The organism is Ureibacillus sp. GCM10028918 (assembly GCF_042666115.1).
GTDB lineage: Bacteria > Bacillota > Bacilli > Bacillales_A > Planococcaceae > Ureibacillus.
Genome location: NZ_JBHTFK010000002.1, coordinates 313,391 through 327,662, shown reverse-complemented (window position 1 = coordinate 327,662; position 14,272 = coordinate 313,391). Strand labels below are relative to the sequence as shown.

The window sequence follows — 14,272 nt, the reverse complement described above, 5'->3', positions numbered from 1 at the left end:
AGTTAAAGCCATTTAGGCAGAAAAATTAGTAATCCGATTATAACACTTGCCATAGCAAATACAAGTACTGCACCTGCTGCAACATCCTTTGCTTGTTTGGCAAGGGGGTGAATTTCAGGAGATGCCAAGTTTACAACACTCTCTATGGCAGTATTTATCATCTCTGCGCCAATTACCAGTGAAATGACCAGCAAAATCATTATCCATTCGATTATTGTTAAGCCAGTTAAAAGACCAGCAATAATCACAAAGAAAGCACTAATAATATGGATGCGCATATTTTGCTCTTTCATGGAAGTCCATATGCCATAAAAAGCATACCCAAATGATTTGAGTAGTTTATGGACGTCCATTCGAATCACGACCCAGGCCAAAAGACGATAGTATTTCATCTTGTTTGCCAAACATGACTTTTTCATCTTCTTCGGTCATATGATCGTATCCTAATAAGTGCAGAAATCCATGAACAGCTAAAAAGCCTAATTCTCTTTCAAAAGAATGGCCGAAGTCAGCGGCTTGTTCCTTTGCACGATCAGTAGAAATAATGATATCCCCTAAAATTCTGGGAATCCCTTCACCAACTATTTCAACCTCTCCTTCTCCTAATTCTTCAAGGGCAAAGGAAATAACGTCCGTTGGTTGATCTTTATCTCGATATTCACGATTGATTTCATGAATTTTTTCATTCGATACAAATGTAACTGATACCTCACTACCATCTTCAATTGCAAGATGACTTGCCGCATGTTGCAACAATTTCTCGACCAGTTCAATATGCAAATCATTTACTTCATTTGTTTCATCTAAAAAATCAATATTAAGCATTAGTGCCTCCTATAAATTAGCCTTCTTTCGGGTACTCAATTCTTGAGTGGAATATTCCATTCAATGTCTTACATAAAACTTTTTCAATGATCTTTAACTCCTTGATCGAGACATCACACTCATCAAATTGATGTTCTTGTACACGACTTTGTACGATTGAATGTACTAATTGTTGAATTTTTTCTGAGTTCGGTTGTTTCATGGAACGTACCGCAGCTTCTACACTATCCGCAATATTGATCACAGCTGCCTCTTTAGTTTGTGGTTTTGGACCCGGATAACTAAATAACTTTTCATCTACTTCATCATTTTCTTCCTTTGCCTTATGGTAAAAGTATTTCAAAGTACTTGTACCGTGATGCTGTAAAGCAATGTCCACAATTTCCTTTGGCATTTTATGCTTTTCCAATAACTCTGCACCGTCTGTTGTATGCGAAATAATGATTTCAGCACTTCTCTCGGGTGGCAAGGAGTCATGTGGATTAATCCCCGACATTTGGTTTTCTATGAAGAAGGCTGGTCTTCTAGTCTTTCCAATATCATGATAATAACAAGCAACTCGCGCAAGTAAGCCGTCTGCTCCTATTTCTTCACATGCTGCTTCTGCAAGATTCGCTACCATCACACTATGATGATAAGTTCCTGGTGTTTCGGTTAATAATTTTTTCAATAGAGGATGATTTGGATTTGATAATTCAATCAATCTCATTGTCGACAATAATCCAAAGGCTGATTCAAAGAATGGTAATAATCCCATCGTCAAGGCACCCGATAAAATTCCAGATGCAATACCTGCTATTGTATAAAACACTAATTCAAATAGATCATAATTAGATTGTGACATCAGTAAATAAAAAGCGATAAATAATAAATTGAAAATGGAAACAATTCCACATGCTTTCAACAGATGCGATCTTTTCTCCATACTTCTCATAAAGTAGACACTTGAAAGTCCGCCAAAAATTATATATAGTACAATATCCATTTGTAAAACCGCTGAATAGCCTTCATGGAAGATAACGCCACCTGAAGCTGCAGTTAAAATCGTAACTAGTACGGCTGCTTTTTCGTTCGCCAGAAGTCGTACAAGCATTGTTGCGAGTGCAGTTGGGTATAAAAAGGCTATTGTTGCATCAAATTGATCCGAAAGCAAACTAATGATCTTCATAAGGATGATTGCAAAAGAATAAACAATAGCAGTTACAAACAAAGCCTTCCTTTTATTCTCAAGCTCCATGTCCGAATAATTAAATAGTATGTACATAAAGGCTATTTGCAGAATTACCAGAATCGATAAGCCTAGTACGGGTTTTGTGGATGTTTGATTGTTTAATAATCCAAGGAGCTCCAATTGTCTAAATACTTCCCTGTCAATCAGCTCGCCTTCTTGAACGATAATCTGACCTTGCAATATTCGAGTCGGTTCCACTTCTTCTCGAGCTTTTAATGTTAACTCCTCCGTGCGAACTTCATCCAACACTTCTGTTTCCAATATAGCAGCTCGTCCAAGAGGTATGATCGAACTTAAAATACCTTCATCAATGGAACTTTGCTGACGAATTTTGGTTTCTATTTCAGTCCGTTTAAGTGGAAGATCATCTGTACGAATAGGTTCTTCCAGCATTGTTTTTATTTCTTTAACAAGAAAGTTTTCCGCTTCTTTCAAATCAGATTCAGCAGCTACTAAAAAAGATTGCAATTGACTGTTTGACAAAAATACAAGCTGGCTCTCCGTAATATCTTTAAGCTTTTCACGTAATTGGGCGATCTGATTTTCAATAGGTACGTCTTCTTCTTGCGCGCTTATTTCTTCCCGTACGTCCCTGATAATATCAAAAATAGACGTTACCAAAGAAGAACGATGCTCTGCGGTTTCCTCATTAAAAAAATAAACAGGTTGGACAGCTTCTTCAGCCTGATTTCGTTCTTGTTCCGTTTTCACGGTATCTTCTATGGTCTTCACAGCACGAATTGTTTCTGGAGCGAGTTGGAAAGCTTGAATATCATATGTAGTACTTCGAATGTTACCCAGCATTAAAAAGAATTGCAGCAAACCAGTAATTAATAAAACAACTATTAATAAAGTTCGAAAACTAATCATGTTCAGTAATTTATTAAAGTGCTTTTCCACTTGTGCACCCCCAAATGTCTATATGTACTAGTTTACCAATTTATGAATATTATTTCATGGAATCTTACCAAAAATTAAAAAATGTGCACGATAAACGTACACATTTACATAATTAAAGTACTCTGTATACAATTTTAACTTAGATTTTATAATTCTTGGTCTGTATATGATTGGATAATTTTAGCAACAAGCGGATGACGAACAACGTCTCCAGCCTCAAGAATTTGGAAATGAATATCCCTTAAATACTTTAAACTACGCTCAGCGATAATTAAACCAGATTCCGTATTTTTTGGTAAGTCAATCTGAGTTTTATCACCTGTGATGACCATTTTTGATCCAAAGCCTAAACGAGTTAAAAACATCTTCATTTGCATGTGTGTAGTATTTTGAGCTTCATCCAATATTACAAAAGCATCATCCAAAGTTCGACCACGCATATATGCAAGTGGCGCAATTTCAATTGTTCCACGTTCAATTAGTCTTTGTGTTTGTTCTTGTCCGTAAATGTCATGCAATGCATCATAAAGGGGTCTCAAGTATGGGTCTACTTTTTCTTTTAGGTCTCCTGGCAAAAACCCTAAGGATTCCCCAGCTTCTACAGCTGGTCTCGTTAAGATGATTCGCTTTACATGACCATTTTTTAAAGCTTGTGTAGCCATGACTACTGCAATATATGTCTTCCCTGTACCTGCTGGCCCGATTCCAAACACGAGGTCATTATGGCGAATCGCTCTTATGTACTCTCGTTGTCCAATAGTTTTTGCACGAATCGGCTTTCCCTTATAATTTCTTGCAATTTCTTCTTCGTATAACTCTGCAAAATATTCGATTGTCCCTTTATTCACCATTTCGATTGCTGTAGCTACATCACGCAAATCAATATTAACCCCTTTTCGAATGACTTTCAAAAGAGCATGTAATAAATCTTTAGCATGTTGTTTATTTGGTTCGCTACCTGCTATTTGAATCACTTCGCCACGGGTGATAATTTGAACGTGAAATGTCTCTTCAATCAGTTTTAAATTAGCATCTGACATTCCAAGTAGCATGACTGCTTCATTTGGATTTTCAACTTGTAATTCTGATAATTGTTCTGCCATTAAATCAATCTCCTTGGTCAATTGGGTAGTTTTTTGCAATATTCTCATTTACCAAAAATAGGACTTTCCCTATCACTTTATCATCATCGAATGAAACGTGCAAAAGGTTTTCCTTTTTTATAATAGTTTTGGGAGGTAAAGATTTTAAGATTTTTTCGTGCAATAGAGGCAAGATAAACGACTCGATTTGTTCTTCTGAGATCTCTTCCGTAACTGTGATGTACTTTTGAGTCTTTTTGATTTCCACAAATCTTGAAAGCCATTCCGGTAAATCGACCTTTTGAAACGATTTTCCTTGCTCCTTTTCACCATTTATTTTGAAATCAAATGTCCATTCTTTACTACTTGCCGAAACCAATTGAATACTCTTTGGTATTGAAAATTCAGTTTCCAGCCAATAATCAGCATACACTTCTCCAGAGGCACCTACCACAACTGATCTATCGCCAACTGTGATTACACCTGATACAAGTGTATCCCCTTTATATACTGTTGTATTCGGTAATACACGACGTTCTCCACTGGAAATTTCAAAATGTGTAATAACCCCACTTTTTGTAGCAATCAAGTGATTCTTGGCATCCGTCGTATTTTTCTTGTTATCAGTAATTGGGGCAAGCTGCGGCACAATTGTCATACTGCTGCCTGTTTTTAGTATATGCACCCAGGATAGATCTCTTAACTCCTCCATGATTGTTTGACGTATCTCAAAATCTGATTTTACACGCCCTTTCATTTTGGGTTTATCTAAGGAAAGTTTCTCCTTAATTACTTTTTCAACGGCAACTCTTAACTCAGGAGTTTCTGCCTCAACATCCACATTCCAAACAAATTGCGAGGCGATTATAGGTATGATAATAAGCAGGAGCAGCCCAATAGCTGTCCAACTATTTTTCTGAAAGATTCGAGACACCTGCAAGTATTGAATTTTCACTTTCACACGATATTTTTTGCGAACCTCTCGAACGACTTTTATATCTTTCCTAACCATTTCGAATCGAATTTCATTTTCGAGGTGCTTAAGGTTTTTAATCTTTACACCTTTGGAATGAAGATTTTGGATAAAGGCATGGGCTCCATTTGTTCGACTTAAGCGAATTTCAACAGGACGATTATCAAATTTTTTCATAATCATTCACCTGTCTTTTCATCTCAAAGGATAACAAATTTTCAACATGTATTATTAATTCTACCTCTTTCAATACATCTATATGTACACGATTTGCTTTTATTAAAATTGAAAAATCCTCATATATAAACGAACAATGCTGTTCTGAAGCTTCTAAGAACTTATATGTTCCGATTAAACGCAGCTGTCTGCTATTTACTATTTCTATTAATGGGTCTGTTTGGAATAATTTTTTCAATTAAAAATGCCCCCCTTTCGCAAAAGTATATGCTTTGAGAAAGGGGGACATGTATAAAATTGAAAGCAGTTTTTAAAACTAGCCTTAAGTTAATGGGTTACCTTCGTCTTGCTTTAGGAGGACCTAGAATTTCTGTGGTAATAATGGCCTGCACTAACGCTTTTCTATTGGTCGGCACAAAACTCCCAATTTCATTTTGTTTAATAGCATCTGATTCTGAAGAATCTGATGAAAGTTTTGAACCCCTGTTGGAAGAACGTTTTCCATCTAATGGAGGCCTTGAATTTGAAGATATTTGTTGACTACCCACTTCTTTTTCGAATGACTCGTTCACCCTTATATTTTCTTGTCGGATTTCTTTTTGTTGAGTAGTCTGTTTCGGTTGTGTTTTCTCATTTAATTGCTGAAACACTTCACTTGCAAAATCCTCGAGTGATTTTCTTTTTTCAGGTTGTTTTGGCACCTCAAATTTTCTACTTGTTGTTGGATTATTAAAAGGTGGCATCGGCTTTTGATCTTGCTGTTTCTTTTTAGCGCCATTTAAAATAGTGCTAATGATGAACAAGAGCACCATCATAATAATGCCTTCCATCGGGCTTCACACTCCCTTCTTAAGGTGTGTACCTGCAATTATTTTTGATTTGGATCTGGTTTATCAGTTGTTACTTTTGCAATTGAATCTCTCATCGATGTATCTGCTTGTATGTTTTGATAATTCATATAATCCATTATACCAAGATTACCACTTCGCAACGCTTCAGCCATCGCCAATGGAACTTCTGCTTCTGCTTCTACTACTTTCGCTTTCATTTCTTGAACCTTTGCAACCATTTCTTGTTCATTTGCTACCGCCATTGCACGGCGTTCTTCCGCTTTGGCTTGAGCAATATTTTTATCAGCTTGTGCTTGTTCAATTTGAAGCTCCGCACCAATATTTTTACCTACATCTACATCCGCGATATCAATCGAAAGGATTTCAAATGCAGTACCCGAGTCTAAGCCTTTTGAAAGGACTGTTTGGGAAATAAGGTCAGGATTTTCCAACACTTTTGAATGACTCTCTGAAGAACCAATCGTTGAGACAATCCCTTCACCCACACGGGCAATGATTGTATCTTCTCCGGCACCACCAACTAAACGATCTAAGTTTGTACGTACTGTGATTCTTGCCTTGGCTTTCACTTCGATACCATTAATGGCTACACCCGCGATAAATGGCGTCTCGATCACTTTTGGATTTACGGACATTTGTACCGCTTCTAAAACGTCGCGTCCAGCTAAGTCAATTGCTGCTGCACGTTCAAAAGATAACTCAATATTTGCACGTTGAGCCGCAATCAATGCATTTACAACACGGTCTACATTTCCACCAGCTAAATAGTGTGACTCTAACTGATTAATTGAAACGTCTAATCCTGCTTTGTGTGCCTTAATTAAAGGGTTTACAATTCTTGCAGGAATAACTCGGCGTAATCTCATCCCTACTAATGTGAAAATACTTACTCGTACACCTGCTGCAATCGCACTAATCCATAAAGCAACCGGCACAATTGTTAAAATAACGGCTAATACAATAATAATTAAAACAATTGTTACGATTAAACTTATTGCTGCTGCATCAAAAATCATATTTACTCCACTCCTTTTTTCGTCTCTCTCACGATAATTCGTGAGCCTTCTACTTGAATTACTTCCACTTTACGATTGGCTTCGATATAGCTTCCTTCCGAAACTGCATCTATTCGCTCATCGCCAACGAGTATTGTCCCAGCTGGGCGAAGAGGTGTAATAGATTCGCCAATCTTACCTAACAAATCGATACGATTCACATTGGAAACGTATCCTTCTTCAGTTGTGGTTGCGTCTCTTAATATCAGCTTATTAAAGACATGAATATTTTTTCCAAAGAATTTCATCACGATCACCATTCCTATTATTGCAATAAACACAGCGATTAAAATCGAATATGCCATATGCACCACACTTTCCCCAGCAAATAATATACTAATTATCATAAGTGCTCCACCAATAATACCTATTATTCCACCCGGCACAAACAATTCAGCTACAAGCAACGCTAAACCTATGACAAATATAAAAACAGATTCATATCCAGCTAAGCCAGCTACTGTATGACCAAAAAAGAAAAGTCCGAACGAAGATAGACCAATGAGTCCCGGGAATCCAAATCCAGGGGAAAACAATTCCAATACTAATCCAAGACATCCAATAGATAACAACAGCGTCACAACTATGGGATTTGTGATAAATCTCGCTAATTTCTCAGCAAAGGTTGGCTCGATCGAAACAACTTCACTTTCTGTTAGATTAAGTTTTTTAAGCAGTTCATTTAAATTAGATACAGTACCTTCCGAATATTCTACTTCTAATGCTTCTTCCGCTGATAACGTTAACAGTTTGCCTTCCGGTGCCCGATATTTCGGCATATCGACTGTTTTATCTGCCATCGCCCGTGCGTAGATAGGTTTTCTGTTTTTAGCTTCCGCAGCTGCCTCCATCGCACCTATCCAATAACTATTTCTCTTTTCGTCCGCGGCATTGCCAGCACTATCAATAATAGCAGCTGCACCCATTGTAGCGGTCGGAACCATATAAATTTCGTCAGCATGCAAAGCCAAATAGGCTCCAGCTGATAGCGCTTTCGAATTAATAAAGGCTATTACTTTGATCGGGGAATTATCGATTATCTTTGCAATTTCATCTGCTGATGTGACATAACCACCAGGTGTATTTATTTCCAGAATAATAGTTTCCGCCTCTTCTTCATTTGCTTCTGTAAAAGCTCTTTCCAAAAAGGCCTTTAAGCCGTCTTCTACTTCATTCTCAAGTGGGACATGATACACCTTTCCACTTGCTACTGCTGAAAGACTCGGAAGTAGTAATGAAAAGGAAATCATACATAAAAGAATCCAACTAAAGGTTTTTGTTTTTCTCATCTCTGCCCTCCTTTTAACTGGTAATAGTTTTAGTTCTTATAAGGATAATTAGCTTAATTTACTTTACGGTTGAATGATAAAAAAGTTTCAAAAAACGTATATTTTTTACATATTATTTATTCTACACAAAATAATAATAATCTTACAAAAATTCTATTAATAAAATATCTCTTATTGTCCATAATAATTCTATATTTCTTTTTTGAAAAAATGCAAAATACCCTAGTATTTGTTTAACAAATACTAGGGTATATCAGTTTTCACCTTGATGAATCATAAAATTGCGTGTTATGAACGTAGGGATTTGTTAGGAAATTACCACTTACGTTTACGTGCAGCTTCTGATTTCTTTTTACGTTTTACACTTGGTTTTTCGTAAAATTCGCGTTTTCTTACTTCCTGAATAGTACCACTTTTAGATACAGTACGTTTGAAGCGGCGAAGAGCATCTTCAAGCGATTCGTTTTTTCTAACGACAGTTTTTGACATCTCTCTTTCCCTCCCTCCGAACACACGTCAATACACAATCAACATATGTTAGTTGTGTACTAAAGAATTATATCGTATTGTACAAATACAGTCAATAGCAATATTAAAATTAATAATTAGAATCTGAAATTAATCCATTCATTATTGATACACCTGAGCTTGCCCCAATTCGAGTCGCACCAGCTTCAACCATTTTTTGCATATCTTCCAGGCTTCTTACACCACCAGATGCTTTCACACCAATTTCTGGTCCAACTGTTTTTCTCATAAGGGCAACATCCTCGGCTGTTGCACCGCCTGTTGAAAATCCAGTTGAAGTTTTTACAAAGTCAGCACCCGCTTCAACAGATAACTCACAAGCTTTTACTTTTTCTTCATCTGTTAAAAGAGAAGTTTCCATAATCACTTTTACTAACGTTCCATTTGCAGCTTCAACAACTGCTTTAATGTCTTCAAGTACAAGTTCATAATTACTATCTTTCAATGCTCCAATATTGATTACCATATCAATTTCCCCAGCACCGTTTTCAATAGCATTACTTGTTTCAAAAGCCTTCACTTGAGGTGTTGTTGCTCCTAATGGAAATCCTACCACTGTACAAACTTTTACGTTTGAACCTACTAATAACTCACTTGCTTTTTTAACCCAAGTTGGATTAACACAAACAGAAGCGAATTCATATTTTAGCGCTTCTTCACAAATTTTCTCGATTTGATCTTTTGTTGCTTCAGCTTTTAATAAAGTATGATCGATCATTGCAGCGTAATTTTGAGTCATGAAAATTACTCCTTTTTTATAGTTGTACGTACCTCTTCCATAATACCATTAAAGTAAATTATTGTGAAATGACAGTTAATTCAATATGAGCATCACATCATGTTACTTTTCCATGGTTTAACGTTTTTATTCGTAAAATTATTTGATAACTATAAATAAAAACGGCAAAACCATTTAAGATTTTGCCGTTTTATGAATATTATTGAACCTGTTCTTCTAAAACACGTACAAAAGTACCTTCGCAATATGGATATCCTGCTTTTTGTACTTTTACTTTAATAAGTTTACCTATCATCTCTTCATTTCCTTCAAAAACAACACGAAGATAGTTGTCAGTGTACCCTACGATCATATTTGTTTGAGTAGATTCCTTGTACTGTTCTTCGGGAATTACTTCTAATACTTCCCCTTCAAAACGAGAAGCATATTCTTTTGCTAATTGGTCGTTAAGTGTCAGTAATCGATGTACACGTTCATTTTTCACATCTTCGTCAACCTGATCTTCCATTCTTGCAGCAGGTGTACCAGTTCGTTTGGAGAATGGGAAAACATGCAGCTCCGCAAATTTATGTTTTGCAATAAAGTTAAATGTTTCCATGAATTCCTCTTCCGTTTCACCTGGGAATCCAACAATTACATCGGATGTAATGGCTAAGTCAGGTAAAGCTTCATTTAGGCGTTCTAAGCGCTCAGCAAAGAATTCCATTGTATACTTGCGTCGCATACGTTTTAACACTGTATCTGATCCGGATTGAATTGGAATGTGTAAATGACGGACAACTATATTAGAATTTTTTAAGACTTCAATTACTTCATCCGTTAATTGTGAAGCTTCTATCGAAGAAATACGTAAGCGTTTTAATCCTTTTACATTTTCTTCTATGTCACGAAGTAATTGCGCTAAGTTATAATCCTTGAAATCTTGTCCATACCCACCTGTGTGAATACCAGTCAATACGATTTCAAGATACCCTGCATCAACCAGCTGTTGTGCTTGACGAATTACTTCTTGTGGATTACGTGAACGCATTAAACCACGAGCCCAAGGAATAATACAGAATGTACAGAAATTGTTGCAGCCTTCTTGTATTTTTAAAGAAGCACGAGTGCGGTCCGTAAAATAAGGAACATCTAATTCTTCGTAAACGCGATTTTTCATAATGTTCCCTACCGCATTAATCGGTTGGCGTTCTACTTTATATTGTTCAATATAACCTAACATTTTTTGACGATCTTGTGTCCCTACAACAATATCTACACCTGGAATCGCCATGATTTCTGCTGGTGAAGTCTGTGCATAACACCCTGTAACACAAATTACCGCATCTGGATTTTGACGAACTGCACGACGAATGACCTGACGAGATTTTTTATCTCCTGTATTGGTTACCGTACAAGTATTTATTACATATACATCTGCTTGCTGTTCAAATTCAGTACGTTCATATCCTTGTTCTTTAAAAAGCTGCCATATACTTTCAGTTTCATAATGGTTTACTTTACAGCCTAAAGTATGAAAAGCCACTGTTGACACTGGCTAACACCTCTTTCATTCAAATTCATATGATATAGCAGCCAGCGCGTATAATGGCGCTGTTTCTGCTCGTAATATTCTTGGTCCAAGAGACATTGTTTCCGCTCCAGCTTGTAATAAGCTTTTTGCTTCGTTTCTTGATATACCGCCTTCAGGACCGAAAATTAATAAAATTGACTTCGATTCATTATCATACACTTTTTTAAGTTTATCTGCAAATCTTGTTCGGGTTTCTTTTTTCGCATCTTCTTCATCAGCAATAAATACCACATCATATTGCGATACAAGAGTTAGTAGCTGTTTAAAGGATACTGGATTCATAATAGTAGGAATACGGGTTCTATGCGATTGCTCTGCAGCTTCTTGCGCTATTTTTTGTAATCGTTCTGTTTTTTTCTCGCCTTTTTTTTCGTCCCATTTTACAATAGACCGCTCAGCACTAAAGGGAATTAACGCATTCATCCCCAGTTCCGTACTTTTTTGAGTGATTAACTCAAGCTTATCCCCTTTCGGTAATCCGCATGCAATGTCTACTTTTATCGGCATTTCAGGCGAAGGAATCGTTTTGCCTGTTTGTTTTACAATTACGTCTTGTCCGATTGAAACGATTTCACAAATAAACGCTGTATCAGCATGTACTAGGATAATCTCTTCACCACTTTCCATGCGCATAACTTTGGAAATATGACGGGCGTTTTCTCCTGTTATTGTTAATTCATTTAATTCATTAAAGGGTTCATGTACAAAATATCGTTGCATTAAGTACCTCCAAAAACACTTATTTGTAGTTATCCAAACATACCAAAACTTTTTTATCCAGTAAAATAACAAAGAGCTGCCCCATATTATTGGGACAACTCCTTTGTTGTTTATGGTCGTCGTGCAATGATGGCCACCCAATCTTCCATCATCAACACTTCCTCAATAATAAAACCAGAACCTACTAATGCTTTTTTTACATCATCCTTTTTTGCATTAATTATACCAGAAGTTACATAAAGCCCACCTGGTTTAACAATCGAAAAGGCATCATCTGTAAACGTAATAATAATCTCAGCCAAGATATTCGCAACAACCACATCCGCTTGCTCTGTAACCGTATCAAGCAAGTTCCCTTGGTGTACTTTTGCAATTTGTTGTACTTTGTTATGTACAATATTTTCATTTGCAGATTTAACAGCAACTGCATCTAAATCAAGAGCATGAACTTTCTTTGCACCAAGCATTGCCGAGGCAATTGCTAATACACCGGAACCAGTTCCAACATCTACAACCGAATCTCCTTGATTCACAACTTTTTCCAATGCTTGCAAGCACATCACAGTAGTAGGATGTGTACCTGTTCCAAATGCCATACCGGGATCCAATTCAATAATTAGCTCGTCAGTGTTTACCGGTGTATACTCTTCCCAAGTTGGAACAATTGTAAATCTTTCTGAAATTTTCACTGGATGATAATATTGCTTCCAGGCAGTAGCCCAATCTTCCTCATGTACTTCACTCATAGTGAAGACATTATCCCCCAGATTAATATCAAAATTTTCAAGGTTCGCGATTGCAAGTTTAATTTCTTCAACAGTTTCTGCTAAAAAACTAGATACCGGTAAGTACGCTTTTACGATTACCCCACTTGCGGGAAAATCATTTGGGTTCAAATCATAAATCTCACCAAACTGATCTACTCTTTCTTTCTCCATTTCTGTTGAATCTTCAATAACAACACCACTTGCGCCTGCCTCATGATAAATATTTGAAATTGCTTCAACCGCTTCGTTTGTTGTTAAAACCGACAATTCTGTCCATTTCACTTGCAATCAGCTCCTCTAAAATTTTGTCCCCAAGGCAGCAAAGTTAAGCGTCCATACTTGGACACTAATCGTTCTATTACTCACCTTTAAATGTTTTTTTAATTTTATCAAATAATGAACTACTATGTTCTTCCGGAATATCACCACTAATTTCTGCAAAATCACGTAATAGTTGCTTTTGTTTTTCTGTTAATTTTGTTGGTGTCATTACTTTAACAATGACATATTGATGTCCAGTACCGTAACCATGGACATTTTTAACCCCTTTATCTTTTATACGGAATTGAGCACCTGATTGTGTACCAGCCGGTATTTTCAGTTTCACTTTCCCATGTATTGTAGGTATTTCTATATCATCACCAAGAGCAGCCTGCGGGAATGTTAATTTTAATTCATAATAAATATCATCGCCATCTCGTTCAAAGAATTCGTGGCTTTTCACGTTAAAGACGATGTATAAATCACCTGCTGGACCGCCATTTATACCTGGTTCACCTTGTCCTGTCACACGTAATTGCTGACCATCATCAACACCTGCGGGAATTGTAACCTTGATTTTTTTACGTTTTTGAACAGTTCCTGTTCCATGACATGTTGTACATTTTTCTGGAATGATTTTACCCGTACCTCGGCAAGTATTACATGTGCGGCGATTAACCATGCGGCCAAATGGTGTTTCAACTGCTTGGTTAACCTCACCTGCCCCATTACATGTTGTACATGTTTTTGTACTAGTTCCAGGTTTTGCACCCGACCCACTACAAGTGTCACAAGTTTCTTCATTCGGTATTTCTATTTCTGTCTGCTTACCGAAAACCGCATCTTCAAAAGAGATGTTCATACGGTATTGCAGATCATCACCTTTTCTAGGAGCATTTGGGTCAGCTCTACGTCCGCCGCCTCCGAAGAATGAACTGAAGATATCTTCAAAACCACCAAATCCAGATCCTCCAAATCCACCTTGGTTTGGCCCTTCATGACCGAATTGATCATATTGAGAACGTTTTGCATCATCGCTCAGTACTTCATAGGCTTCCGCTATCTCTTTAAACTTCTCATCTGCTCCGGGTTCTTTATTGATATCAGGATGATACTGTTTTGAAAGTTTGCGATATGCTTTCTTTATGTCATCTTTACTTGCACTTTTACTAACACCAAGTACTTCATAGTAATCGCGTTTACTCATCAGTCACACTCCGCTCTTTTTCATAACGTATATTTTAACATGTTCGTATAATACTGTATATGAAGATTGATTTTATTTAGCTTACTTTTACAAT

At 36.8% G+C, this 14,272-nt stretch carries 15 protein-coding genes; all 15 read right to left on the bottom strand.

The window, feature by feature from the left end; genetic code table 11:
- Positions 1–2 precede the first annotated feature (2 nt).
- Positions 3–353, bottom strand: a complete 351-nt coding sequence (locus tag ACFQU5_RS01540) for a diacylglycerol kinase family protein (RefSeq protein ID WP_390284013.1) — start codon at positions 351–353, stop codon at positions 3–5.
- The gene (gene ybeY, locus ACFQU5_RS01535) at positions 340–825 is read right to left on the bottom strand and encodes an rRNA maturation RNase YbeY (RefSeq protein ID WP_390284012.1); all 486 of its coding nucleotides are present in this window, start codon (positions 823–825) and stop codon (positions 340–342) included. The genes ACFQU5_RS01540 and ybeY overlap by 14 nt, the downstream gene beginning before the upstream one ends.
- Before the next feature lie 16 nt (positions 826–841).
- Positions 842–2,956, bottom strand: coding sequence for an HD family phosphohydrolase (locus tag ACFQU5_RS01530; RefSeq protein WP_390284010.1), 2,115 nt, complete (start codon positions 2,954–2,956; stop codon positions 842–844).
- Positions 2,957–3,102: 146 nt separating this feature from the next.
- On the bottom strand, positions 3,103–4,059 hold the full coding sequence (locus ACFQU5_RS01525; protein ID WP_390284008.1) for a PhoH family protein: 957 nt from the start codon (positions 4,057–4,059) through the stop codon (positions 3,103–3,105).
- Between the two features lie 4 nt (positions 4,060–4,063).
- The gene (locus tag ACFQU5_RS01520; protein ID WP_390284006.1) at positions 4,064–5,188 is read right to left on the bottom strand and encodes a sporulation protein YqfD; all 1,125 of its coding nucleotides are present in this window, start codon (positions 5,186–5,188) and stop codon (positions 4,064–4,066) included.
- Positions 5,175–5,426: a hypothetical protein gene (locus tag ACFQU5_RS01515; protein WP_390284004.1), complete on the bottom strand. Its 252-nt coding sequence runs from the start codon at positions 5,424–5,426 to the stop codon at positions 5,175–5,177. The genes ACFQU5_RS01520 and ACFQU5_RS01515 overlap by 14 nt, the downstream gene beginning before the upstream one ends.
- Before the next feature lie 97 nt (positions 5,427–5,523).
- Positions 5,524–6,018 (bottom strand): hypothetical protein, encoded by a 495-nt coding sequence (locus tag ACFQU5_RS01510; protein WP_390284002.1) that lies wholly within the window; start codon positions 6,016–6,018, stop codon positions 5,524–5,526.
- 38 nt (positions 6,019–6,056) lie between these two features.
- Positions 6,057–7,055: a flotillin-like protein FloA gene (gene floA, locus ACFQU5_RS01505; protein WP_390284000.1), complete on the bottom strand. Its 999-nt coding sequence runs from the start codon at positions 7,053–7,055 to the stop codon at positions 6,057–6,059.
- A 2-nt stretch (positions 7,056–7,057) separates the two neighbouring features.
- Positions 7,058–8,383 carry an NfeD family protein gene (locus tag ACFQU5_RS01500; RefSeq protein ID WP_390283998.1) on the bottom strand — a complete coding sequence of 442 codons (1,326 nt, stop codon included), beginning with the start codon at positions 8,381–8,383 and terminating at the stop codon, positions 7,058–7,060.
- Positions 8,384–8,698: 315 nt separating this feature from the next.
- On the bottom strand, positions 8,699–8,872 hold the full coding sequence (gene rpsU, locus ACFQU5_RS01495; RefSeq protein WP_004227078.1) for a 30S ribosomal protein S21: 174 nt from the start codon (positions 8,870–8,872) through the stop codon (positions 8,699–8,701).
- 109 nt (positions 8,873–8,981) lie between these two features.
- Complete coding sequence (gene deoC, locus ACFQU5_RS01490; RefSeq protein ID WP_390283995.1) at positions 8,982–9,650, bottom strand: deoxyribose-phosphate aldolase; 669 nt, start codon at positions 9,648–9,650, stop codon at positions 8,982–8,984.
- A gap of 199 nt (positions 9,651–9,849) precedes the next feature.
- Complete coding sequence (gene mtaB / locus ACFQU5_RS01485; protein ID WP_390283993.1) at positions 9,850–11,184, bottom strand: tRNA (N(6)-L-threonylcarbamoyladenosine(37)-C(2))-methylthiotransferase MtaB; 1,335 nt, start codon at positions 11,182–11,184, stop codon at positions 9,850–9,852.
- A 15-nt stretch (positions 11,185–11,199) separates the two neighbouring features.
- The gene (locus tag ACFQU5_RS01480) at positions 11,200–11,943 is read right to left on the bottom strand and encodes a 16S rRNA (uracil(1498)-N(3))-methyltransferase (RefSeq protein ID WP_390283990.1); all 744 of its coding nucleotides are present in this window, start codon (positions 11,941–11,943) and stop codon (positions 11,200–11,202) included.
- A gap of 110 nt (positions 11,944–12,053) precedes the next feature.
- Positions 12,054–12,992, bottom strand: a complete 939-nt coding sequence (gene prmA / locus ACFQU5_RS01475; RefSeq protein WP_390283988.1) for a 50S ribosomal protein L11 methyltransferase — start codon at positions 12,990–12,992, stop codon at positions 12,054–12,056.
- 76 nt (positions 12,993–13,068) lie between these two features.
- Positions 13,069–14,178, bottom strand: a complete 1,110-nt coding sequence (dnaJ, locus tag ACFQU5_RS01470; RefSeq protein ID WP_390283986.1) for a molecular chaperone DnaJ — start codon at positions 14,176–14,178, stop codon at positions 13,069–13,071.
- Between the last annotated feature and the right edge of the window lie 94 nt (positions 14,179–14,272).